Origin of the sequence: Parageobacillus thermoglucosidasius (assembly GCF_001295365.1) — a bacterium.
Classification (GTDB): domain Bacteria; phylum Bacillota; class Bacilli; order Bacillales; family Anoxybacillaceae; genus Parageobacillus; species Parageobacillus thermoglucosidasius.
Map to the genome: position 1 here is coordinate 3,279,524 of NZ_CP012712.1, position 23,602 is coordinate 3,303,125.

General features: G+C 46.4%; 26 protein-coding genes and 1 other annotated feature. Of the genes, 7 read left to right on the forward strand and 19 right to left on the reverse strand.

From position 1 onward, the window contains the following. Window positions 1–25 precede the first annotated feature (25 nt). The 10 genes from AOT13_RS16135 to AOT13_RS16180 form a co-directional block, all read right to left on the reverse strand. Entirely contained in the window at window positions 26–1,207 is a 1,182-nt protein-coding gene (locus AOT13_RS16135; RefSeq protein ID WP_013876679.1) for a D-alanyl-D-alanine carboxypeptidase family protein, read from the reverse strand. 178 nt (window positions 1,208–1,385) lie between these two features. Continuing rightward, the gene (locus tag AOT13_RS16140; RefSeq protein WP_003249388.1) at window positions 1,386–2,687 is read right to left on the reverse strand and encodes a pyrimidine-nucleoside phosphorylase; all 1,302 of its coding nucleotides are present in this window, start codon (window positions 2,685–2,687) and stop codon (window positions 1,386–1,388) included. Between the two features lie 17 nt (window positions 2,688–2,704). Continuing rightward, window positions 2,705–3,529 (reverse strand): purine-nucleoside phosphorylase, encoded by an 825-nt coding sequence (locus tag AOT13_RS16145; RefSeq protein WP_003249386.1) that lies wholly within the window; start codon window positions 3,527–3,529, stop codon window positions 2,705–2,707. Further along, window positions 3,522–4,721, reverse strand: a complete 1,200-nt coding sequence (gene deoB, locus AOT13_RS16150; protein ID WP_003249385.1) for a phosphopentomutase — start codon at window positions 4,719–4,721, stop codon at window positions 3,522–3,524. Before deoB ends, AOT13_RS16145 begins: the two co-directional genes overlap by 8 nt. 180 nt (window positions 4,722–4,901) lie before the next feature. After that, the gene (gene xerD / locus AOT13_RS16155) at window positions 4,902–5,798 is read right to left on the reverse strand and encodes a site-specific tyrosine recombinase XerD (RefSeq protein WP_003249383.1); all 897 of its coding nucleotides are present in this window, start codon (window positions 5,796–5,798) and stop codon (window positions 4,902–4,904) included. Between the two features lie 7 nt (window positions 5,799–5,805). Further along, the gene (locus AOT13_RS16160) at window positions 5,806–6,018 is read right to left on the reverse strand and encodes a YqzK family protein (protein WP_013400449.1); all 213 of its coding nucleotides are present in this window, start codon (window positions 6,016–6,018) and stop codon (window positions 5,806–5,808) included. A gap of 103 nt (window positions 6,019–6,121) precedes the next feature. Next, the gene (fur, locus tag AOT13_RS16165) at window positions 6,122–6,589 is read right to left on the reverse strand and encodes a ferric iron uptake transcriptional regulator (RefSeq protein WP_003249378.1); all 468 of its coding nucleotides are present in this window, start codon (window positions 6,587–6,589) and stop codon (window positions 6,122–6,124) included. A 108-nt stretch (window positions 6,590–6,697) separates the two neighbouring features. Beyond that, window positions 6,698–7,345, reverse strand: coding sequence for a stage II sporulation protein M (gene spoIIM, locus AOT13_RS16170; RefSeq protein ID WP_035502673.1), 648 nt, complete (start codon window positions 7,343–7,345; stop codon window positions 6,698–6,700). Between the two features lie 100 nt (window positions 7,346–7,445). Then, window positions 7,446–8,609 carry an endonuclease Q family protein gene (locus tag AOT13_RS16175; RefSeq protein WP_042384137.1) on the reverse strand — a complete coding sequence of 388 codons (1,164 nt, stop codon included), beginning with the start codon at window positions 8,607–8,609 and terminating at the stop codon, window positions 7,446–7,448. Beyond that, window positions 8,602–9,162, reverse strand: a complete 561-nt coding sequence (locus tag AOT13_RS16180) for an NUDIX domain-containing protein (RefSeq protein WP_003249369.1) — start codon at window positions 9,160–9,162, stop codon at window positions 8,602–8,604. The genes AOT13_RS16175 and AOT13_RS16180 overlap by 8 nt, the downstream gene beginning before the upstream one ends. 114 nt (window positions 9,163–9,276) lie before the next feature. Here AOT13_RS16180 and AOT13_RS16185 point away from each other — a divergent pair, with 114 nt between their 5' ends. Beyond that, window positions 9,277–10,197 carry an aldo/keto reductase gene (locus tag AOT13_RS16185; RefSeq protein WP_042384141.1) on the forward strand — a complete coding sequence of 307 codons (921 nt, stop codon included), beginning with the start codon at window positions 9,277–9,279 and terminating at the stop codon, window positions 10,195–10,197. Between the two features lie 487 nt (window positions 10,198–10,684). Here the strand turns inward: AOT13_RS16185 and AOT13_RS16195 are convergent, their stop codons facing one another. From AOT13_RS16195 to AOT13_RS16205, 3 genes are all read right to left on the reverse strand, one after another. Beyond that, a complete protein-coding gene (locus tag AOT13_RS16195; protein WP_003249365.1) occupies window positions 10,685–10,927 on the reverse strand; it encodes a YqkE family protein in 243 nt (80 codons plus the stop codon). Between the two features lie 269 nt (window positions 10,928–11,196). Then, complete coding sequence (locus tag AOT13_RS16200) at window positions 11,197–11,436, reverse strand: YqkC family protein (RefSeq protein WP_003249363.1); 240 nt, start codon at window positions 11,434–11,436, stop codon at window positions 11,197–11,199. Continuing rightward, window positions 11,426–11,764 (reverse strand): iron-sulfur cluster biosynthesis family protein, encoded by a 339-nt coding sequence (locus AOT13_RS16205; RefSeq protein WP_080695323.1) that lies wholly within the window; start codon window positions 11,762–11,764, stop codon window positions 11,426–11,428. Before AOT13_RS16205 ends, AOT13_RS16200 begins: the two co-directional genes overlap by 11 nt. Before the next feature lie 203 nt (window positions 11,765–11,967). Here AOT13_RS16205 and AOT13_RS16210 point away from each other — a divergent pair, with 203 nt between their 5' ends. Then, window positions 11,968–12,162, forward strand: coding sequence for a YqzH family protein (locus tag AOT13_RS16210; RefSeq protein ID WP_234400497.1), 195 nt, complete (start codon window positions 11,968–11,970; stop codon window positions 12,160–12,162). A 24-nt stretch (window positions 12,163–12,186) separates the two neighbouring features. Here AOT13_RS16210 and AOT13_RS16215 read toward each other — a convergent pair whose 3' ends face one another. Then, a complete protein-coding gene (locus AOT13_RS16215) occupies window positions 12,187–12,975 on the reverse strand; it encodes an SDR family NAD(P)-dependent oxidoreductase (RefSeq protein ID WP_003249359.1) in 789 nt (262 codons plus the stop codon). Further along, a complete protein-coding gene (locus AOT13_RS16220; protein WP_013400444.1) occupies window positions 12,966–13,937 on the reverse strand; it encodes an MBL fold metallo-hydrolase in 972 nt (323 codons plus the stop codon). Before AOT13_RS16220 ends, AOT13_RS16215 begins: the two co-directional genes overlap by 10 nt. A 177-nt stretch (window positions 13,938–14,114) precedes the next feature. Further along, window positions 14,115–14,331, forward strand: a binding site (T-box leader). Between the two features lie 47 nt (window positions 14,332–14,378). Between AOT13_RS16220 and proI the strand changes: the two genes are divergently transcribed. Together proI and namA are read left to right on the forward strand one after the other, a co-directional pair. Continuing rightward, on the forward strand, window positions 14,379–15,236 hold the full coding sequence (gene proI / locus AOT13_RS16225; protein WP_003249353.1) for a pyrroline-5-carboxylate reductase ProI: 858 nt from the start codon (window positions 14,379–14,381) through the stop codon (window positions 15,234–15,236). Window positions 15,237–15,328: 92 nt separating this feature from the next. Further along, complete coding sequence (gene namA, locus AOT13_RS16230; RefSeq protein ID WP_042384148.1) at window positions 15,329–16,351, forward strand: NADPH dehydrogenase NamA; 1,023 nt, start codon at window positions 15,329–15,331, stop codon at window positions 16,349–16,351. A gap of 22 nt (window positions 16,352–16,373) precedes the next feature. Here namA and rnz read toward each other — a convergent pair whose 3' ends face one another. Then, complete coding sequence (gene rnz / locus AOT13_RS16235; protein ID WP_041269318.1) at window positions 16,374–17,300, reverse strand: ribonuclease Z; 927 nt, start codon at window positions 17,298–17,300, stop codon at window positions 16,374–16,376. Window positions 17,301–17,486: 186 nt separating this feature from the next. Between rnz and zwf the strand changes: the two genes are divergently transcribed. Next, window positions 17,487–18,965, forward strand: coding sequence for a glucose-6-phosphate dehydrogenase (gene zwf, locus AOT13_RS16240; protein ID WP_370468101.1), 1,479 nt, complete (start codon window positions 17,487–17,489; stop codon window positions 18,963–18,965). A gap of 18 nt (window positions 18,966–18,983) precedes the next feature. Next, window positions 18,984–19,604 carry a cyclase family protein gene (locus AOT13_RS16245; RefSeq protein ID WP_003249348.1) on the forward strand — a complete coding sequence of 207 codons (621 nt, stop codon included), beginning with the start codon at window positions 18,984–18,986 and terminating at the stop codon, window positions 19,602–19,604. 39 nt (window positions 19,605–19,643) lie between these two features. Here AOT13_RS16245 and gndA read toward each other — a convergent pair whose 3' ends face one another. Continuing rightward, window positions 19,644–21,056 (reverse strand): NADP-dependent phosphogluconate dehydrogenase, encoded by a 1,413-nt coding sequence (gndA, locus tag AOT13_RS16250; protein WP_003249346.1) that lies wholly within the window; start codon window positions 21,054–21,056, stop codon window positions 19,644–19,646. Window positions 21,057–21,235: 179 nt separating this feature from the next. On the opposite strand from gndA, the gene AOT13_RS20220 reads away from it, so the two are divergent. Beyond that, on the forward strand, window positions 21,236–21,625 hold the full coding sequence (locus AOT13_RS20220; protein ID WP_042384150.1) for a hypothetical protein: 390 nt from the start codon (window positions 21,236–21,238) through the stop codon (window positions 21,623–21,625). Window positions 21,626–21,804: 179 nt separating this feature from the next. Here the strand turns inward: AOT13_RS20220 and AOT13_RS16260 are convergent, their stop codons facing one another. After that, window positions 21,805–22,263, reverse strand: a complete 459-nt coding sequence (locus tag AOT13_RS16260; RefSeq protein ID WP_013400439.1) for a chemotaxis protein CheW — start codon at window positions 22,261–22,263, stop codon at window positions 21,805–21,807. Between the two features lie 63 nt (window positions 22,264–22,326). Continuing rightward, a complete protein-coding gene (locus AOT13_RS16265; protein WP_042384152.1) occupies window positions 22,327–23,445 on the reverse strand; it encodes a tripeptidase T in 1,119 nt (372 codons plus the stop codon). Window positions 23,446–23,602: the final 157 nt, after the last annotated feature.

Below are 23,602 nucleotides of genomic sequence, written 5' to 3' on the forward strand. Positions count from 1 at the left end.
AAGCGGGCCGCAAAAGCTGACATGTTTATGCGGATTTCGTAAAATTTTGCAATGTCCGTTTAAACAAATCCCACCAGCTTGCTTCTGCGACATTTTCTTTTGCGACGATTGGACTGCGAAGCAATTCTTTTCCATCTTGTTTCAAAATCAGGACGCCAAGCTCGTCTCCTTTTTTAATTGGCGCTTTGGCGTTTTTGTTCACTTTAATCACTTTTTCTATCTTGTTTACAGATTGCCCTTTTTTCGTCAATACAGAAATTGGCTCTGAAGTAACAAGCGCAACCGTTTTTTTCTTTCCTTTGCTAACATTGGCATGGGCAACCACTTCATTCCGTTTCAAGACTGGATGTGTTTTATATTGACTGAACGCATAATCAAGCATCCTTGTAATTTGCGCATTGCGTTCCTTTGGCGTCGGCGCCCCAAATACGACGGCAATGACACGCATTCCGTTCTTTTTCGCTGTCGCTGTTAAGCAGTATTTCGCTTCGCTTGTAAATCCGGTTTTTAAACCGTCCACTCCGGGATAAAATTTAACGAGCCGGTTCGTATTCACAAGCCAAAATTTTTTATCAGTGTTTTCCCGCAAATAATCCTCGTATTTGCTCGTATACTTCGTAATATCTTCGTATTTTAGCAATTCGCGCGCCATTATCGCCATGTCATGCGCGCTGCTGTAATGCCCTTTGGCAGGCAGCCCTGTCGCGTTTTGAAACGAAGTGTTTTTCAACCCAAGCTCCTTCGCTTTTTTATTCATCATCTCGACAAACGCTTCTTCCGATCCGGCGATTCGTTCCGCCAGGGCCACCGACGCGTCATTGCCCGAGCCGATCGCAATGCCGCGCAACAGTTCATCCACCGTCATTTCTTCGCCAGGTTCCAAAAAAATTTGTGATCCGCCCATGGAGGCAGCGTATTCGCTCGCCCGGACTTTTTCCTTATAAGAAAGCTCTCCTTTATCAATCGCCTCCATAATGAGAAGCATTGTCATGATTTTTGTCATGCTGGCCGGCGGCAGCTTTTCATTAGCGTTTTTTTCATATAGCACAGCCCCGGTATCACGCTCAATTAAAATCGCAGACCTTGCCTCATTGGCAAGTTCAATTCCGCGCGCTGTTGACTTTTTTTCTTCCGCATGGACATAAGAAGAAATAGTAAATAAAAAAACAGATGCAAAAAGAAGTAAACGAATCAATTGCTTCTTCATCTCCCAACCCTCCATTCTTTATACATGCCATTTTTTCCAAATGAGATATTTTTATACAATAGAAGCAATGAATTTCCACAGATTTTGTCCATAAAAAAAGAGGGCATCCCAAAATGAATGGGACACCCTTTTGTGCTGCCGCACGCTTATGGTCAACCAAATTGTGCGTCTATCTCTTTTATGAAATGGTTTCGTATATAAGCGTCGGCTTGGCAACAGGAATGGAGGAGAGGCGAATGCTTTTGGCAAGCTTTTGTTTGACTTCTTCAATATTTTCCGTATTGCTGTAAATCGTCACAAGCGATTCGCCTTTTTTCACCGCATCGCCGACCTTTTTGTGCAAGACGAGGCCGACAGAAAGATCGATCGTTGCTTCTTTTGTCGCCCGCCCGGCTCCAAGCAGCATCGCAGCCGTCCCGACTTCGTCAGCGACAATTTCCGCGACATACCCATCTTCCGGGGCTTCAAGCTCCCATCGGTATTTCGCTTGCGGCAGTTTCGTTGGATCATCGACAACCGATGCGTCGCCGCCTTGCGCGCTGAGAAACACTTTGAACGTTTCTAACGCTTTTCCTTCCCGAATCGACGCTTCTAACAGCGCGCGCGCTTCCTCTAATGAAGATGCTTTTTCCGCCAAATATACCATATAGCTTCCAAGCGTCAAACATAGTTCTTGTAAATCTTCTGGCCCTTTTCCTTTAAGCGTATCAATCGCTTCTTTCACTTCGAGCGCGTTTCCAACAGCGTATCCGAGCGGCTGGCTCATGTCGGAAATAACCGCCATCGTTTTCCGGCCGACACGCTTGCCGATTTCCACCATCGCTGTTGCCAGCTGTTTCGCTCCTGCAAAATCTTTCATAAACGCGCCGGCTCCCGTTTTCACATCCAACACAATCGCGTCAGCGCCAGCGGCAATTTTTTTGCTCATAATCGACGAAGCGATCAGTGGAATGCTGTCCACCGTCGCCGTAACGTCACGGAGCGCATACAGCTTTTTATCGGCTGGCGTTAAATTGCCTGTCTGGCCGATAATCGCGATTTTGTTTTTATTCACAAGCTCAATAAATTGCTCGTTATCGATTTCCACATGAAACCCTGGAACGGACTCTAATTTATCAATGGTCCCGCCGGTATGTCCAAGCCCTCTCCCCGACATTTTTGCGACAGGCACGCCGACAGACGCAACAAGCGGCCCTAACACAAGCGTCGTCGTATCGCCGACGCCACCCGTTGAATGCTTGTCAACTTTCATTCCTTCGATTTTCGATAAATCGATGACATCTCCGGAGCGGACCATCGCCATCGTTAGCGCCGCCGTTTCTTCTTCTGTCATGCCGCGGAAAAACACCGCCATCGCGAATGCGCTCATTTGATAATCAGGAATGTCGCCGTTCGTGTAACCGCGGATGATAAAATCAATTTCTTCTTTTGAAAGCTCATAACCATCCCGTTTTTTCGCAATTAAATCGACCATTCTCATCCTTTATCACCTTTTTCTTATTGTTTCGCCATTTCTGCGATAATTCCCTTGACAAGCCGTAAAAAGTTGGCTTTCACTCGTTCCGTCGTTTCAATGACTTCATCGTGGGTAAGCGGCTGATCTAAAATCCCGGCCGCCATATTCGAGATGCACGAAATCCCTAACACTTCCATTTGCGCATGGCGCGCAACAATCACTTCAGGCACCGTCGACATGCCGACCGCATCCCCGCCAATCGCGCGAATCATGCGGATTTCCGCTGGTGTTTCGTAAGAAGGCCCGCTGTTGGCCACATAAACACCTTCTTGAACCGGAATATCAAGCTGTTTTGCCACATGTTTCGCCAACGCGCGCAAACGTCTGCTATAGGCTTCCGTCATATCCGGAAAGCGGACACCAAGCTCGGGATCATTTGGACCGATTAACGGGTTGACCCCCATATTATTGATATGGTCCGCAATAATCATTAAATCCCCCGGCTGAAAACGTTCATTCACGCCTCCTGCCGCGTTTGTTACGATCAGCTCTTTGACGCCAAGTGCTTTCATCACGCGGACTGGGAATGTGATTTGATCCAAGCGGTACCCTTCATAATAATGAAAACGGCCTTGCATAGCGACAACGGTCGCTCCTTCAAGCTGGCCGTAAACAAGCCGGCCGGCATGTCCTTCGACCGTGGACACAGGAAACTCTGGAATTTGCTCATACGGAATTTTCACTGCCTGTTCAATTTCATCGGCAAGAACGCCAAGGCCCGAACCGAGGATTAAACCGATGCGGGGAGGCGCCGGAAATTGTTCTTGCAAATAACGGGCAGCTTTTTCAATCGCTTGTTTATTCATGATTGGATCCCCCTATCAAATCGGCTAAAAAGCTTGTTCCGTGCGGCGGCATCTTCACTTGGAAATTATCAGCGATCGTTGCGCCGACATCGGCAAATGTTTCGCGAAGCGGCAACGCTTTTCCGCCGCTCATGCTTGGGCTATAGACAAGCAGCGGCACATACTCGCGTGTATGATCCGTACCGTGGTGAACCGGGTCATTTCCATGGTCAGCTGTGATAATAAGCAAATCGTCATGTTTCAAAAGCGGAAACACGTCGGAAAGACGGGCGTCAAATTCCTCAAGCGCATCCCCGTATCCTTTCGGATCGCGGCGATGCCCGTACATCGCATCAAAGTCAACGAGATTAACAAAGCTGAGTCCTGTAAAGTCCATTTTCAGCGTGTCAACCAATTTATCCATTCCGTCCATATTGGATTTTGTCCGCAGCGATGTTGTAACTCCTTCATTATCGTAAATATCGGAAATTTTTCCGATCGCGATCACTTCATACCCGGCGTCTTTCAATTCGTTCATGACCGTGCGGCCGAACGGTTTTAACGCATAGTCATGCCGGTTTGCCGTACGTTGAAAATTGCCCGGCGTGCCGATGAACGGGCGCGCAATGACACGGCCGACCATATATTTTTCATCAAGCGTCAATTCGCGGGCGATTTGGCAAATATGGTAAAGTTCCTCCAGCGGCACAATTTCTTCATGTGCAGCGATTTGCAACACGGAGTCCGCCGAAGTATAAACGATGATTGCCCCTGTTTCCATATGTTCTTTGCCAAGCTCCTCGATAATCGCCGTACCGCTTGCCGGTTTGTTGCCGATGACTTTCCGGCCCGTCCGTTTTTCCAATTCGTTGATCAGTTCTTTTGGAAATCCGTTGGGGAACACTTGAAATGGTTTGTCAATAATAAGCCCCATAATTTCCCAGTGACCGGTCATCGTATCTTTTCCCGCGGATGCTTCTTGCATTTTCGTATAATAAGCAAGCGGTTTTTCCGCTTTTGGAATGCCTTTGATTTCGCGAATGTTGCTTAAGCCGAGCTTTGCCATATTCGGCATGTGCAGCCCGCCGCGATGCTCGGCGATGTGGCCAAGCGTATCCGCCCCGTGATCATTATATTTTTCGGCATCTGGCGCCGCGCCAATGCCGACGGAGTCCATGACAATCAAAAAAACCCGTTTGTATGTATGGCCCATAATCATAATTCCTCCTGTCTTCATAACGTGATCTTTCTGTTTTATCATTCCCGAAATACTGATAGAAACTCCTGAGCATTGCACTCGTCAGAAGTCTGACAACTATATTATAAAACGTTTTCAATATAAGAATCAATAAAAAACCCGCTTATCAATAAGCGGGAAATTCGGCACGCGAAACTATGCGCGTGGATGAAATTGCTTATATACATCTTTTAAACGCGTTTTCGTAACATGAGTATAAATTTGCGTCGTCGAAATATCGGCATGGCCTAACAGTTCTTGCACGGCGCGCAAATCGGCGCCGTTTTCGAGCAGATGTGTGGCAAATGAATGCCGCAGCGTGTGCGGCGTCAGTTCTTTTTCGATGTTTGCTTCTTTTGCAAGCTTTTTTAAAATCTTCCAAAACCCTTGCCTCGTTAAGCGATCCCCATAATGATTCAAAAACAGCGCATCGGTTGCCCGCTTTTTCGGGTTTATTAATTTTGGACGCGCTGTTTCCAGATATGCTTTTAACGCGTCCAGCGCCATGCTGCCGATCGGAACGATCCGCTCCTTGTTTCCTTTTCCGTAGCAGCGGACAAAGCCCATTGTCAAATGCACGTCGGAAAGATTTAAATTTACGAGTTCGCTGACGCGCATTCCCGTCGCATACAACAATTCTATCATCGCTTTGTCACGAATGCCGATTGGCGTATTTGTTTTCGGCGCTTCTAAGAGCGCCTCCACCTCTTCCAGAGACAGCACTTTCGGCAACGTCCGCTCCATTTGCGGCGATTCGATATGCACCGACGGATCTTGATCCGCTATTTTTTCACGAAGAAGAAATTGATGAAACGAGCGAATCGACGCAATATGGCGCGCGATCGTCTTCGGAGAGCTTCCTTTTTCTTTCAAAAACTTTAAAAATTGCATAATATGGAGGCGCGACACGTCGTTCCATGATTGAATTTGCTCAACATGGCGCAAATAGTGCGCATATTTTTTTAAATCTCTTTCATAAGAAACAATTGTATTTTTCGCCAAATTTCGTTCTACCGTCAAATAATGAAGAAAATCTTTCAATTCATGTTCCAACATCCCACTACTCCCCATTGCGATAAAAAAGTAGTAACCGATCCATCCATTCGAATGACGGGTTTTCCGTTGTCGACACTTCCACTGCTGATCCTTGCGGCTCATCATAGCGGTGGTAATTCTCGTATTCTCGGTTGAACCATATAAGACTATAATAAAATAAAAGCGTGCACCCCGTAAATAAAAGAAATACTTTTATCATCTGCCATACCGTTTTCATGGCTATTCCTCCCCATTCCGTCGTTACTAGAGGATATGCCATGTTTTTTTGCTTTTATACCCATAAAAAAACCTTTCCCATTGGAAAAGGTTTTTTCGCTTTGTTATTCTTTTTTATTTTGTTCTTCCTCGTGTTTTTGCTGGCAACGATAACAAATTCCATGAAACGTTAGACGGTGGTCCTTGATTTTAAACTTCCAGTCCCGTTCGACAATTTCTTCTACTTCCTCCAATAAATCTTCTTGGATTTCCGCTACGGACCCACATTCAATACAAACTAAATGATGGTGAAAGTGAGCCGCACCTTCTTTGCGCAGATCGTAGCGAGATACACCATCCCCAAAGTTGATTTTATCGACAATTTTTAGTTCTGTTAACAGCTCGAGCGTCCGGTATACAGTAGCCAATCCAATTTCTGGAGATTTTTCTTTAACGAGGAGGTAGACGTCTTCTGCGCTTAAATGATCTTCCTCATGCTCTAACAAGACACGTACTGTCGCTTCCCGCTGCGGTGTCAATTTATAGCCAGCGGTGTGCAATTGCTTCTTAATTCGGTCGATTCGATCTTCCATCTTTCATTCCCTCCCACGTCATTCAACTACCATTATAACAAAAGAAAGAGGGAAGTATCAAAATAAAATCATTATTACAAAAGAACGAAAATGATTATTATATAATAATTATTCATTTCCGACAATTTCAATGACTTGTTTCATCAATAATGGGGACACATACGCTTCAAGGGACGAAGAAACAAGCAAGCTTATGCTAATCAATATCATCACCGCCGTATAGCGCATAATCACCGGAAAAATTGGTTCATGCCCCCGCTTCATAAATTGATTGCGCACCATTTGCAGCGAAAATGAAATCGAAACCACCCCCATAACCAAAAAAGCTGGAATAATAATTAAATTTTGTGGCATCACGGACACAAAAGATAACAAAAACCCTTGCCACCCCATTTGATTTACTAAAAATCCGACAGTAAACCCGACAACGATTCCTTTTAAAAACAACAAAATGAAAATAATCGGCAGCCCTATCACCGAAATGCCCAGCACCCACATAAAAGCGACATATTTCAAATTATGAAAATAGCTTTGCTGAAACATATCGCGGGCGCCGGCTATGTTTCCTTTCGATACTTGTCCAAAAAATTGCGTTAAATAATAGTACAAATCTTGTTTTTGGCCGAAATTCAAGCTGTTCACAACGATCGCGCCAAAAATCACTCCCATTAAAAATAGCACAATCACAAATAAATATACAGACGCATGCTCGCGCATATGTACGGAAATCACTGATTTTACCGGATGTCTTCTCATCATCTTCTTCCCCCTATCACCCTCTTAGTAGATTGTATGAGACATTTTTCGATGTATGACTTTATTTGCAAGGAAAGAAAGAATAATAAAAAAATCGCTTCTATTCCGAAGCGATTTTTCCGTATTTTCCGCCGCCTCCTGCTTGAATCGAAAGCTCTCCTTTGCGCGCAAGCATGATGAGGTTGGCAAGCTTTTCCCCGATGCTCTCTTGTAATTCTTCTTCCGTCGCCTGATGAAGCACGTACATCTCTGTGCCGAAGCGGGCGAGTAATTTTTCGTATGTTTTCGCGCCAAGCCCTGGAATAAACTCAAGCGGCACTTGGTAAATATATGGCGGCCGTTTTGGCGGGGTTCCGCCTGTTTTCAGCTCTTGAAGGCGGTCAAACACCCCTTTTATTTGCCGGTGATGGCCGCATGACGGACATTGGTTTTCCCGGGGGTCCACCGGTTTGAAACATCGTTCGCACACCGTCTGATGGTACTTTCCAAGTTTCGGATTTAAGCCGTAATTGGCGACAATCATTCTTCCTTCTTGCTTCCGCAACGCTTTTTTCAATTCGGCAAACGTCGGGGCGTTCATGCGGATAATTTGGTATTCGCGCGCCAGTTTTCGCAGTGAATGAGCATCCGAATTGGAAAGGTACGGATAGCGGTGCAGCTCGGCAATTTGGTCAGCCATTTTTGTATCCGCGCTTAATCCTAGCTCTATCGCATCAATGAAATCGGGATCAAACACTTCCGTTAAGCTTTTTTTCACCCCTTTGCCATACAAACTTTTAAAAGGAGTGAAGGCATGCGCTGGCACAAATAAACCGCCTAATTGTTTTACGACCGTCTGCAATTCCCGCCCAGTTCCGTACATGCGCTGCGAACTGAGGGAAATGTTTTTCACCCGCTCTTTTAACCATGCCGAAAAGGCGCGCATCGCTTTTATCGTCGGCAAAAACGCCAGCACGTGAATAGGTCCTTGACAATGTTTGTCATACACTTCAATTTCGCTTCCTAACAATAATGTCACAGAACCGATTGCGACGCCGCCGTCATCGTACTCTTTCCATCCTTTTTCTTCCACTCCCCGTTCCAATTCATCAAGCACTTCCGGAACATGGCAGTCGATGATCCCAATCATATGTAATCCTTTGACATGCGCCGCCTCATGCAAAATATTGGGAAGCGTCAATGTTTTTGCGCCTGTGATTTTTACCGGCCGGAAAGAAGCAGTGCGGCCGAGATGAATATGTAAATCGACGTAATAGTTACGCATGTTCTTCTCCCATGGCGCGGCGCAATTGCAAATATTGCAGCGCATATGCCGTTTTTGCGTCATAAATCTCACGTTTTTCAAACATTTCAAGCGCCTCCTCCAACGTCACTTCCAATATGTCGACAAACTCATCTTCATCGAGCGATGCAGCGTTTTCGATTTTTGTTAGCCCTTCTGCTACATATAAATGAATTAGTTCATCGGCAAACCCTGGGGATGTGTAAAATGACGCGATGTGGCATAGCGAACGGGCACGGTAGCCTGTTTCTTCCTCCAATTCACGGTGTGCAGTTGCGAGCGGTTCTTCCCCTTTTTCCAACTTACCTGCCGGAATTTCTACTAAAACGCGCTCAAGTGCTTTCCGGTATTGCCGTACGAGCACCAGTTTCCCTTCCTTTGTTATCGGAATAATCGCCACCGCGCCTGGGTGCTTGATCACTTCCCGTTTGCTCGTCTTTCCGTTTGGCAGCTGCACATCTTCTACATATAATTGAACGACTTTGCCGCTGAATATTTTTTCTTTGCGAATCGTTTTTTCGACTAAATGTTCCATTTTCTTCTCTCCCATCTAACGTTATCTTTCTTCCTTATTGTACTATATCATTTGAGCAAGTTTCACTTTCCGTTGTACAATATAAAAACAATTCTCAATAAGGAGGAGAAACAGATGAAAAAACGGCGCATCGGTTTGTCAGATTTATATGTCAGCGAAATCGGGCTCGGCTGCATGTCGCTTGGCACGGACGAGCAGAAAGCGATCCGCATTATTCATGAAGCGCTCGAACGCGGCATTAACTATTTGGACACGGCCGATCTTTACGACCGCGGATTAAATGAAGAATTTGTCGGAAAGGCGATCAAAGGGAAACGCGATCAAGTCATACTGGCAACAAAAGTCGGCAACCGCTGGGAAGAGGGAAAAGACGGATGGTTTTGGGACCCGTCCAAAAAATACATTAAATCGGAAGTAAAAGAAAGCCTGCGCCGTCTGCAAACAGACTACATCGACTTATATCAGCTCCACGGCGGCACGATTGATGACCCGATCGATGAAACGATTGAAGCGTTTGAAGAGCTAAAACAAGAAGGGGTCATCCGCTATTACGGCATTTCTTCGATTCGTCCGAACGTCATTCGCGAATATGTAAAACGGTCGAACATCGTCAGTGTCATGATGCAATACAGCTTGCTCGACCGCCGCCCTGAAGAATGGTTTCCGCTGCTAAGCGAACATCACATCAGTGTCATCGCCCGCGGACCTGTCGCGAAAGGATTGCTGACAGAGCGGCCGTTAGAGGCGGCAAGCGATGCTGTTAAAGAAAACGGTTATCTTGATTATACATACGAAGAATTGCAAACACTGATTCCAAAGCTAAAAGCAAAAACAGCCGGACATCGTTCATTCACAGCAACGGCGCTGCAGTTTTGCTTATATGATCCGGTCGTCGCCGCCGCCATTCCAGGGGCAAGCAGCATCGAACAGATCATCGAAAACATAAACGCCGCTTCCGCCCCACGTTTAACCAAGGAAGAATATGAGTGGCTCCGCCAGCATACGAAAGCTTCAGTGTACAACATGCATCGGTGACATGTTTGCCATGTGTGGCCTTCCCGCGCGCCGGCAATGATGCTTCCGTCACATGCCGGCCTTTCGCCGCGCCAATGCCAACTTATAACTAAGAAACGCTCAACAGTAAAAAGAGCGGCAGCGTCCATCCGTTTGCCGCGCATCATAATGCGACCTAAACAGCGGCGGTCCAACACACACAATAGGCCCGTCGTCCATCTGCCGACGGGCCGCATTGGAAAAACCGGAATCTTCACGGGATGGATGGCGCAAACGTCCTGACTGGCGCAAGCGGCGCGCAAAAGTGCGCGGCGGGAAAAATAACGCCGATGATTGGCACATTGACGCTGTTTTGACAGCGGAACACGCTTCCATACCAATCTCAGCCAGATGCCCACACCTTCTAAAATTGGCATAACAGACCGCAATTCTTCGCTCATCTCCGCTTTAACGGCGCCTGCCTCATGGACGATTCACACATAGCTTCCATCCAAACAAAAGATGCGAATCACTTAAAATTCCGCCAATCCAAGTCGCTTTCATTCAACAGCTCTGCAAACGTTTTTTGTTCTTCGCGTTTGCGCCGCTCCTCGCGCTTTCGTGCTTCTTCTTCCTCTTTCCGCCGCTGTTCTTGCCGCTCCCATTCCCGTTTCTTCTCTTTCAGCTTAGCAAACAACTCCTCATTTAAACGGTCCTTCAACATAAATGATTCGTCCGTTTGTTTTGCTTGATGTTTTTGCCGTTTATCCATGCAAATCCCCTCCGTACATAAAATATTGTCATTCTTCCAATGATAAAAACAAACAAAAAGGGGCAATGTAACGTGCAAAAAGGAAACCGAAGCGACAATCAGCAGCACAAATGATCGCAAAAAAGAATGAGAAAAAGCGATCCATCCGCCAAAACGGGAAAACTGTCCGCAATAACGTAAAGCGGAAGGCATCTCCATTTTACCTTAAGGCCGCCCGCCTCCTGCAGACAGCGATAATGATAAAAACCGTAACCCGAGCGGTTACGGTTTTATAACACTTCTGTAATATTAGGCATGTGCTCATCCATCCACGCTACCGCTTCATCGAGTGTGGCAAATTCTTTTGTTTCGAACGTCATTTCATTCTGCAAAAGCCAGACGTCCTTTGGCTCTTGATAGATGCCGGCAATCGACCAATGCAGCAAACTGTATGGATCGTTTTCATGCAAAAACGACACCCATGTTTTTTGCTTCGCTATGTTCGCAATTTGTTTAAGCTTATCGTTCACATGGCTCACTCACTTTGACAAGCGGCATGCGGGGACTTAAAATTTGCCCGGGACTTTTCAATTGAAAACAGCCGCCCCCTTCCACAATGTCAATCGTCATCGTGTCGTCATAAAAGACAAGGCGGGATTTTTCAACAAAAACAGGAACGAAATTCGTATCAACTGCTATATCGTCATCATCTGCCTCATCAACTAACGATAATGCAATGACACCGTTGACAAGGCATCCACAGCCATCCGTGTCGTATTTCAGCTTTAACATTCTCTTCGTTTCCGTTAAAATAGGGGTAAGCTGTTCGATCGCCCTATCCGTAAATATAATCTTCACGCCGTATATGCTCCTTTTCTTCATATTCCGCTCTTATTGTACCTACATATGCAAGTTGCTGTCAAAAATAAAAAGGAGGATGGCAAAAGTGCAAATGAAAATTTGCTTTGCAGAGGCAGCCTCTCTGACAATAAGCCATTTTGCGGCAGTGCCCATATTGTCCGCGCCACTCCACCCTAATCGCAATGATCGGAAGTGACATGATGGATGAAAAATGGCTAACAAAACTTATTCGCAATTGCTTGCGGCAATATGGCTATGATGCGGAATCGCTTCCGCTTACCGATTTGGAATGGAAACAGCTGCGTGAAAAAATTTTATCCGCAAAAACAACCGATGAAGAAATGGACATGTATGAAATTGTCAATGATGTCGTTTACGAATATATAACGAAATAACATTTCTTGTTTTGGCAAGGAATGTTATTTTTTGAAAAACGCGCGTTTTCCCACTCTCTCGACAACTGACGGGAACAAATGATGAAGCTGACTGCCGACATTCATCCAGCGCGGCATATTTATTTCCCTTGTCGGCGTCATCATAACCGAAACAACCCGTTTGGCCACTTTTTCCGGCGAAAGCATCCATCGTTCCACATTTTTTACGTATTCTCCTGACTGGTCGGCGACATGAAAAAAATTCGTCCGAATCGGTCCCGGATTCACAGCCGTCACAAAAATCCCATATTGTTCCGCTTCCATCCGCAAGCTGTTCGTAAACCCAAGCACCGCGTGCTTCGTAGCGGCATATACGCTTGATTTCGGCGTTGCTAACTTTCCTGCTTGTGAAGCGATGTTAATAATGTGGCCGCTCCGCCTTTTTTTCATATGTACATACACTATTTTTGTACAAGCGATTAAACCGAACACATTCACAGCAAACATATCCTTCATTTCCTCAAGATCAATGTCTTCCACATTGCGAAACACGCCAAAACCGGCGTTATTCACCAATACGTCCACCGTCTGAATATCGCGGAATAACTGCTGAAACACCGCTTCCACCGCATCTGTATCGCTCACGTCGAGCCGGTAATAACGCGGCGAAATATGATAGGCCCGTTCAATCTCCCGCGCCACCTGTTTCAGCTTTTCTTCGTTTCTGGCGAGCAACACGGGGAGCGCTTTTTGCCGTGCCGCTTCATAAGCGATTTGTTCCCCGATGCCGCCGGACGCTCCAGTAATGACGATATGTTTTCCTTCTATCCGCAAATAGATCCCTCCACTGCTTCATACACATAATAGTCGTTTTCTTTTTTCTTGCGGACCGCACCGTTTTCTTCTAAATAATCGAGCTGCCCTATCGTTTCAGACATCGTTAACATCAGCTCTTTCTGATATACAGCAGGAAATAGCTTTTGGCAAATTTGAAATACGGTATGCGGCTTTTGCTTAAGCATATCGAGCACTTGCTCGGCGCGTTCCCGTTGTTTACGAAGGCGTTTTTCAATCAACGCAGATACGTCCGTCACATCTTCTCCATGCCCAGTCATCACGAACGAAATGTCGTAATCACGCATTTTCAGCAATGAAGCGTTATACTGCACCAACGGTTTCGGGCGTTCCATCTCCCCTGGGAAAGGCGGTTCCATCATCGGATTCGGAGAAATATGTAAAAGTAAATGATCTCCGCCAATCATCGCACCGTCCGTTTCGCGGTAAAACACAACATGGCTTTGCGCATGCCCTGGTGTTTCAATCACTTTCCAATGCGGCAACCCCGGAAGCGAATCGCCTTCTTTGATCGTCGCGGTAAGCGGACGCCGGCATGCATAGCGGAGCGAACCGCGCAAATGGGAAAGCTCAGCGAGAAACAAACGATCGACGCCGCACTCCAACAAAAACTGTTCAAAAAATCGCTGATGTTGTTGAAAAAACGCTTCATCTTGGCGAACCCAGCGGTCCGCTTTCCAATGGCCAATGACCGGCAAACTGTCTGGCAAATAATCAAGCAAACCGACATGATCAGGATGATGATGGGTGATGACCACTTGATCGATGTCAGAAGGAGCGTACCCAATTTGACGAAGCTGCTGTTGAAATGAATGCCACGCCTCTTTTGTTTTTACTCCGGCATCGATCAGCGTCAAGCTGTCCCCTTTAATCAAGTACATGTTTACATTCCCAACCGGAAACGGCGTTGGGACAACGATGCGATAAACATGCTCCTTCATAACCGACAATCCCCTTCTATATTTTGATAGTAAAATAAATCGCCAATCATGATATTTAACAGTTTACACTGATTTTATCAGTTTGTCATTTTTTTCGAATAATTCGCAAAAAATCCGTTTTTTCTATTGACAACATGGCTGTTTTCATTGCATAATTGCAAACGAAACGAACATCGCAAACAGGCGATGAGTGGGGCCAGTAAACCATGAACGGTATCCAGAGAGTGAAACCCGCAGGCTGCAAGGTTTCATTACCCTCTTCGTGGTTGAACCTACCTCATGAGCTGTTAGGCAAACCTAAACGTCTTACCGGCGTTATCGGTGCAGAGTTGGGCTCTTGGGAAAAGAGCCAAAAAAGGTGGTACCGCGGAAACAAAGACCTTCCGTCCTTTTTAAGGAGGCAAGGTCTTTTTTATTTGACCCAAAAAGGAGGCATTCACCATGAAACAGGAAACGATCATTACATTTATCGGCGCCGGCTCGATGGCAGAAGCGCTTATTTCCGGAATGACAAAAACGTTGTACCGGCCTGAACAAATTATTGTGACAAACCGTTGCAATCAAAAACGGCTCGAATATATGCAAAAAACATACGGAGTCCGGACCGAAACAAACAAAGAAAAAGCAGTAAAAGAAGCAGATGTTGTCATTTTAGCGATGAAGCCGAAAGACGCGGCAGAAAGCATTGCTTCCATCGCGCCGGCGGTTGGCGAACACCAGCTAATCATTTCCGTGCTTGCTGGCGTGACGACAGAAACGATCGTCTCGCTCATTGGAAAAAATGTCGCGGTCGTCCGCGCCATGCCAAACACATCGGCGGCAATCGGCCAGTCTGCCACCGCTATCTCCCAAGGCCGTTTTGCAGCGGAAACACATGTCGCCACCGCCAAAACGTTGTTTGAGACAGTCGGCATTGTCACAGTCGTTCCCGAACATGATTTACATGCCGTCACAGGGCTTTCCGGAAGCGGGCCGGCATATGTGTATTATTTAGTGGAAGCGATGGAAAAAGCGGCGGAAGAAATTGGGCTTGACCGCACTGTCGCCAAAAAATTGATTTTGCAAACGATCATCGGTGCAGCGCAAATGCTGCAAACGACCAACAAACACCCTTCCGTTTTGCGCAAAGAGGTGACCAGTCCCGGCGGAACGACGGAGGCAGGCATCCAAGTGCTAGAGCGCTACCGCTACCAAGAAGCGGTCATTGCTTGCATCAAACGGGCGACGGAGCGCTCGGAAGAGTTGGGCAAAGAACTTATTTCTTCGTCCTTTTCACACACTACCGCTCCATTGCGCTGACGCTTTTCTCACAATGCGTATCGTTTTGCTTCCACCAGTAAACGTGCTATTATCAAATTGAAAACGACATTACTTGGAGGGAGAAACAAACAATGGAAACGAAGCTTTTTTCGCCGTACACGATACGCGGAGTCACGCTCAAAAACCGGATCGTCATGTCTCCGATGTGTATGTATTCTTGCGACACAGAAGATGGGAAAGTGCGGAACTGGCACAAAATTCACTATCCAGCGCGCGCTGTCGGCCAAGTCGGTCTCATTATTTTGGAAGCAACTGCTGTTACTGCCCAAGGAAGAATTTCATCGCGCGACTTAGGCATTTGGAGCGATGAACATGTCGACGGATTGCGCGAACTCGTTTCGCTCGTCAAAGAACATGGGGCGAAAATCGGCATCCAGCTTGCCCATGCCGGACGCAAATCGGAAGTGGACGGAGAAATCATCGCACCTTCGGCAATTCCGTTCAGTGATCAAGCACGCACTCCAAAAGAAATGACGAAAGCAGACATTGAAGAAACGATTCAAGCGTTCCAAAACGGTGCGCGCCGCGCTAAAGAAGCAGGTTTTGACATCATCGAAATTCATGCTGCCCACGGCTATTTAATTAACGAGTTTTTGTCGCCGTTAGCAAACAAGCGGAAAGACGAATATGGCGGTTCTCCAGAAAACCGCTACCGCTTCTTAGGCGAAGTGATCAATGCAGTAAAAGAAGTATGGGATGGGCCGCTTTTTGTGCGCATTTCCGCTTCTGATTACCATCCGGAAGGCTTGACAGTCCAAGATTACGTCCCATATGCGAAACGCATGAAAAAACAAGGGGTCGACCTTATCGACGTCAGTTCTGGTGCGGTCGTTCCGGCCAAAATCAACGTATATCCTGGCTACCAAGTTCCGTTTGCAGAAACGATTCGCCGCGAAGCAGAAATCGCGACTGGGGCGGTCGGCTTAATTACTTCCGGATGGCAGGCTGAAGAAATTTTGTGCAACGGGCGCGCCGATTTAGTGTTTCTCGCCCGTGAGCTATTGCGCAATCCATATTGGCCATACGCCGCCGCAAAAGAATTGGGAACGACGATCCCTGCCCCAGTGCAATATGAACGAGGATGGCTTTTTTAAAGCTGCCGGTTTCCCGGCAGCTTTATTTTTTTCTTGGGATGATAAACGAGGAAAAATCAAATGCCAATTCTGTGTTCGGAAACAGCTCCCTTGCCTCGTGCAGCAGTTTTTCGCTTAACTCTCCCTGATAGCGAGAGCTGATATGAGTGAGAATCAATTTTTTCGCTCTGGCGCGTTTCGCCACTTCCGCCGCTTGTGCAGTGGTAGAATGAAAATAATCGTGCGCCAAGGCGCTGTCTTCTCGCGCAAATGTCGCTTCATGGACGAGCACATCCGCCTCTGCCGCCAGCTCGACGCTTGCCTCGCAATAGCGTGTATCGCCAAGGATTGCGACAATTCTCCCTTTTTGCGGCGGACCGACAAAATGGCGCCCATCAATGACCGTTCCGTCTTCTAGCTGCACCATTTTCCCAAGTTTGATTTGCTGGTAAATAGGGCCGGGGCGAATCCCAAGCGCCTGCAATTTATCTACTAAAAGAGTCCCTGGCAAATCTTTTTCCACAACGCGGAAACCGTAGGAAAGAATGCCATGGTCCAGCTGTTTCGCCGTCACAAGAAATCGTTCGTCCTCAAAAATAATCCCTTCCTCGATTTCAACGATTTGCAAATCGTATTTCAGCCGCGTGGAACTTACCGAAAGCGATGTTTCAATAAATGCTTGAATTCCTTTCGGCCCATATACGGTTAACGGCGTTTCCCCTCCCTGAAATGAGCGGCTCCCGAGCAGTCCTGGCAATCCAAAAATATGGTCACCGTGAAGGTGAGTGATAAAAATTTTTTCAATTCGTCGCGGACGGATGGACGTATGTAAAATTTGATGCTGTGTCGCCTCTCCGCAATCAAACAGCCACGTTGCCCCGCGCTCCTCTAACAGCTGGAGCGCGACCGACGACACGTTTCGTTCTTTTGCCGGGACTCCAGCTCCTGTGCCTAAAAACAATAATTCCAACACACCCACTCCTTATCAAAAAGCGATGACATTTTGTCTGTTGTTAGCGTATCAATGTTTTGCGTCGTATTTCAATACCCTTTTGCAATCAAACGCTAAAATGTTTGCGTTCAACGTCATAAATCTCTACAATTAATTACTTGAAGAGACAATTTTGGTTAAAGCGAGGTACATATCGTGAACAACATGAATCCAAAATCATTAATCGTCATTTTTGGGGCCACAGGAGATTTGGCAAAACGCAAGCTGTTTCCCTCTATTTATCAATTGTATGAAAAAGGGAAATTGTCTAAGGAATTTGCTGTTGTCGGCGTTGCACGCCGCCCGTTATCTAATGACGAGTTTCGCAACTATGTCCGCCAATCAGTGGAAAACTCCATCTGTCAAGAATTAAGCGATTTGTCATTCGTGTCCCATTTTTATTATCATCCATTTGATGTCACGGATACGGCGTCCTACCAGCAATTAAAAACGCTGCTTGCACAATTGGATGAAACGTATCATACTGACGGAAACCGTATTTTTTATTTAGCAATGGCACCGGAATTTTTTGGCACGATTACATCCCGTTTAAAATCAGAAGGGCTCACCGCGACAAGCGGCTGGAAGCGCCTTGTCATTGAAAAACCGTTCGGCCATGACTTCCAAAGCGCGCAACAGCTTAATGAGGAAATTCGCCAATCGTTTTCGGAACATGAAATTTACCGGATCGACCATTATCTTGGCAAGGAAATGGTGCAAAACATCGAAGTGATCCGCTTTTCCAATGCGATTTTTGAACCGCTTTGGAACAACCGGTTTATTTCCAACATTCAAATTACATCAAGCGAAACGCTCGGCGTTGAAGACCGGGGGCGTTACTACGACCATTCCGGAGCGCTTCGCGATATGGTGCAAAACCATATGCTGCAGATGGTTGCGCTCTTGGCAATGGAACCGCCGATTAAATTAACGACCGACGACATCCGCAACGAAAAAATCAAAGTGCTGCGCGCCCTGCGCCCAATCTCTCACGATGAAGTCGACCAATACTTTGTCCGCGGACAATATGGCAGAGGCGTCGTCAACGGAAAAGAAGTCATCGGCTATCGCGAAGAAAATAACGTCGATCCGGATTCAAATACGGAAACATTTGTCGCCGGCAAATTAATGATCGATAATTTCCGCTGGGCCGGCGTGCCGTTTTACATTCGCACTGGCAAACGCATGACAGAGAAATCAACGAAAATCGTCGTCCAATTTAAAGATGTGCCTATGAACTTATACTACCGAACGAACGAAAAAATCCAGCCAAACTTATTGATTATCCACATTCAGCCGGATGAGGGCATCACCCTTCATTTAAACGGCAAAAAAAGCGGCGAAAACATGAAAACAACGCCGATTGAATTAGACTACTGCAACAATTGCATCGATGGCATCAACACGCCGGAAGCGTATGAAAAATTGCTATATGACTGCATGCGCGGCGACGCAACCAACTTTACGCATTGGGATGAAGTGGCCGCTTCATGGCAATTCGTCGATCCTATTTCCGAAGTATGGGAAAACACAAAAGCGGCCGATTTTCCAAACTATGAAGCCGGATCAATGGGACCGAAAGCTTCTGATATGTTGCTTGAAAAAGACGGGTTCCGTTGGTGGCCGATTCATCATCATCGATAAAAGAAAGGAGAGCACGTTATGACGAAGTTTTATGATGTGACTGCGCCAATTTTTGAAGGAATGCCCGTGTATAAAAATAAACCGGAAAAACAGCCGAAACTAACGAGTGTGACAAACAATTACGTCACCGAATCCCGCATCGACATGGACGTGCATACCGGAACCCATATTGATGCGCCGCTTCACATGGTCCAAGGCGGCAAAACGTTTGAAACGATTTCTCTCGACCGCCTCATCGGGCCATGCAAATTGTTTGACTTAACGCATGTCAATGACAAAATAACGAAAGACGATATCGCTTCATTAGATATTGGCGAAAATGATTTTGTGTTGTTCAAAACGAAAAACTCGCTGGAAGACGCATTTAACTTTGAGTTTATTTATGTTGCCGAAGATGCGGCCCGTTATCTTGCCGATAAAAAAATCCGCGGTGTCGGCATCGACGCCTTAGGCATCGAACGGAGCCAGCCGGGACATCCAACCCATAAAACGCTGTTTTCCGCAGGAGTGATCGTCATCGAAGGGCTGCGGTTAAAAGACGTGCCAGAAGGCTCGTACTTTATGGTCGCCGCGCCATTAAAACTGATCGGCACAGACGCCGCGCCGGCGCGCGTCCTTTTATTCGAAAAGATGCAATAAAAATTTCCCCTTATTGCTATGCAATAAGGGGAAATTTTTTTACTTCTTCAGCCATTCTGTATGGAAAACTCCTTCTTTATCAACACGTTCATATGTGTGCGCGCCGAAGTAGTCACGCTGCGCTTGGATCAAATTGGCCGGCAATGTTTCCATCCGGTAGCTGTCATAATACGCCAACGCGCTTGAGAATGCCGGAACCGGAATGCCGCGCATGACGGCGACCGCAATAATTTCCCGCAACGCTTCTTGATAATTTTCGACAATTTCTTTGAAATAAGGGTCCAATAATAAGTTTGGCAGCTGCGGATCGCGGTCATACGCCTCTTTAATTTTTTGCAAAAACTGTGCGCGAATGATGCAACCGCCGCGGAAAATCATCGCGATATTGCCGTATTGCAAGTTCCAGTTATATTCATCAGACGCTGCTTTCATTTGCGCAAAGCCTTGCGCGTACGAGCAAATTTTGCTCATGTAAAGCGCGCGGCGCACCGCCTCAATAAAGCGGTCGCGATCTCCTTCAAACGGCTTCACCGCAGGGCCGGAAAGAAGCTTGCTTGCTTTGACGCGTTCGTCTTTCATCGCCGAAATAAAGCGGGCAAACACGGATTCCGTAATGATTGGAAGCGGCACTCCCAAATCAAGCGCATTTTGGCTTGTCCATTTTCCCGTTCCTTTTTGCCCTGCTTTGTCCAAAATCACATCGACAAGCGGTTTGCCTGTTTCTTCATCGATTTTCGTGAAAATGTCTGCCGTAATTTCGATTAAATAGCTGTTTAATTCTCCTTTATTCCATTCAGCAAACACTTCATGCAATTCTTGCGCATTCAAACCGAGCACATGTTTCAATAAGAAATACGCTTCAGCAATGAGCTGCATATCGCCATATTCAATGCCGTTATGCACCATTTTCACATAATGCCCCGCACCGTCCGGACCGATGTACGTCGTGCACGGCTCGCCGTTGACTTTCGCGGCGATCGCTTCAAAAATCGGGCGCACAAGTTCATGCGCTTCTTTTTGGCCGCCCGGCATGATTGACGGTCCTTTCAGCGCTCCTTCTTCGCCGCCGGAAACGCCGGTGCCGATAAAGTGAATGCCAAGTTCCGCCAATTCTTTGTTGCGGCGCTGCGTATCTTTGAAATACGTATTGCCGCCATCGATTAAAATATCGCCTTTTTCCAAATACGGCTTTAATTGTTCAATCGTTGCATCTGTCGGCGCGCCCGCTTTCACCATCAACAATATTTTCCGCGGTTTTTCGAGCGCATTCACAAACTCTTCGATGCTATATGTACCGACAATATTTTTGCCTTCCGCTTCCTTTAAAAACTCGTCCGTCTTCTCACGGGAACGGTTATACACGGCAACGGAATAGCCTTTGCTTTCAATATTTAACGCAAGGTTTTTTCCCATTACTGCTAACCCAATAACGCCGATTTGTTGTTTTGCCATCGCTAAACGTTCCTTTCTATCCTTTTAATTGTTTGTTCATGAAAGAACATACCACAGTTCATTTTACCATATCAAGTTTTGCGTTACATTTAGAGTGAATTGAAAAAATCTTACCATGAACCTCAAACACGCCGATCCGTTAAAAATTCCTTATCCCTTTTTAAGATGACGACGGTTTCTTGACTAAATCCGTTTTATTCACCTTTGCATTAAAACAATGCCAAACAGCGATCGCAAACGTTCGTTGTTCATTATTCCGCATAAAAGCAAAAAGAGTCCTGAAACTTGGACTCTTTCACATTCTTAATATCCGCCATATCCGCTCTGTTGATGGCCATATGGATGATGCGGCTGATGTTGATGGTGTGGATGATGCGGATGGTGTGGATGGTGTGGATGATGTGGAAAGTGATGATAATATGGAAAATGATAAGGGTAATGCGGATATTGTGGATAATGATGATACGGATAATGCTGGTGCGGGGAATATCCGCCAGTCGGATACCCTCCAAATTGTCTGTCGTCCATGTCCAATTCCTCCTTTATTATTTCATGCGATAACGGATTAGGAAACGAATGGAATTTGTTTCTTCATTTCTAGGATATGCGCGGAAGGCGGAAATGTATGGGCGAAAACCTAAATGCGTAAAAACAAAAAAGGCCGCATGCCGCAGCCTCTCATCTGAAATGAGACAGTAGTTTTCCACTATCATTCAGCGCTTTCCAATGCTTTAAGAAAAAACTCTCATTATTGCTGGCTGTGAATATGCTCCTTTATCGCTTGTGCCCCTTCTAAATTCTCAAATAATTGATTCGGGTCAATTAATGTAATCAATCGTTCCGGCAGGCTGGCAATGCCAATAAAATAAGGTGTTTGTCGATATGCAAGCATATTCACTTGTTTGACTGACTCCTCTGGAATATCGAGAATTTCTTTCGCCTCATCGACAATGAAGGCCACAGAAATATCTTCGGTCGCTGTGACAACAAGCCTTGTCTTATCCGTTTCTTCAAAAGGGCGCCCATATAACAGTGTCCGCGTATCCAGCACGGGCACTAATTCGCCGCGAATGCGGACGACTCCGACCACATAATCTGGCATTTGCGGAACGACAGTCGGCGCTGCCATTTTTTCAATGGAGATGACATACGAAACCGGTACCGCGTATTGCTCGCTCTCTAACTGAAAAACGACAAACTTGTTCATTCACCGTCCCCTCTCCTCTCTTATTCTATGCAAAGAGAGCATCCTGACACGGATGCCCCGTTATCATTTTGCTACTTCTTCGACGATCGCCACAACCATTTCCGTTAATTTCACAAGCTCTGCAATCGGCATGCGTTCATTCGTCGTATGAATCTCTTCGTAGCCGACCGCCAAATTAACCGTCGGAATGCCAAAGCCGGCAATGACGTTTGCATCGCTGCCGCCGCCGCTGCGAAGCAATTCGCACGGACGCCCGATTTTAGCCGCGGCTCGTTTCGCGATTTCGACAACATGATCGCCATCGCCAAACTTAAAGCCCGGATACATTACTTCCACATCCACTTCGGCGCGCCCGCCCATTTCTGCCGCGGCTGTTTCAAATGCTTCTTTCATTTTCGCAACTTGCGCTTCCATTTTTTCCGGCACTAGCGAGCGCGCTTCTGCTAAAATATCGACGCGGTCACAAACGATGTTCGTTTGCGTTCCGCCCTCAAAGCGGCCGATGTTTGCTGTCGTTTCTTCATCAATGCGGCCGAGCGGCATTTTCGCGATCGCTTTAGCGGCGATCGTTATCGCGGAAACCCCTTTTTCCGGAGCCACGCCGGCATGCGCCGTTTTTCCGTGGACAACGACTTTCAATTTCGCCTGTGTCGGCGCGGCGATAACAATGTTTCCAACTTTGCCGTCACTATCCAGCGCATAGCCGAATTTCGCTTGAATAAGCGACGGATCGAGCGCCTTCGCTCCGACAAGCCCGGATTCTTCCCCGACCGTAATAATAAACTGAATCGTGCCGTGCGGAATGTTTTGTTCCTTTAAGACGCGAATCGCTTCAAACATCACCGCTAGTCCGGCTTTATCGTCCGCGCCTAAAATCGTCGTTCCATCGGTCACAATGTATCCGTCTTGAATCGACGGTTTCACTCCTTTTCCCGGAACAACGGTATCCATATGGGACGTAAAATAAATCGGGTCAACACCTTCTTTTGTCGCCTCTAACGTGCAAATCAAATTTCCTGCGCCGTGCCCGGTTTTCGCCGCGGCATCGTCTTCGATGACATGAAGCCCAAGTGCCGCGAATTTTTGTTTTAACACTTTGGCAATGTCACCTTCATGTTTTGTCTCTGAATCGATTTGCACAAGTTCTAAAAATTCATCGACTAAACGTTGCTGATTGATCATTCCATTCTTCCTCCTGCTTATGTACTCATTAAAAGTATACCCGATTTTGCCAATGATTGCGAAACATTGTTTTGGAAGAATAGAAAAAGAAACAAGCCTTGTGAACAAAAAACATTCACTGCCACGCCAGCTTTAAGTGGCGGTTTGGTTTCCTTTC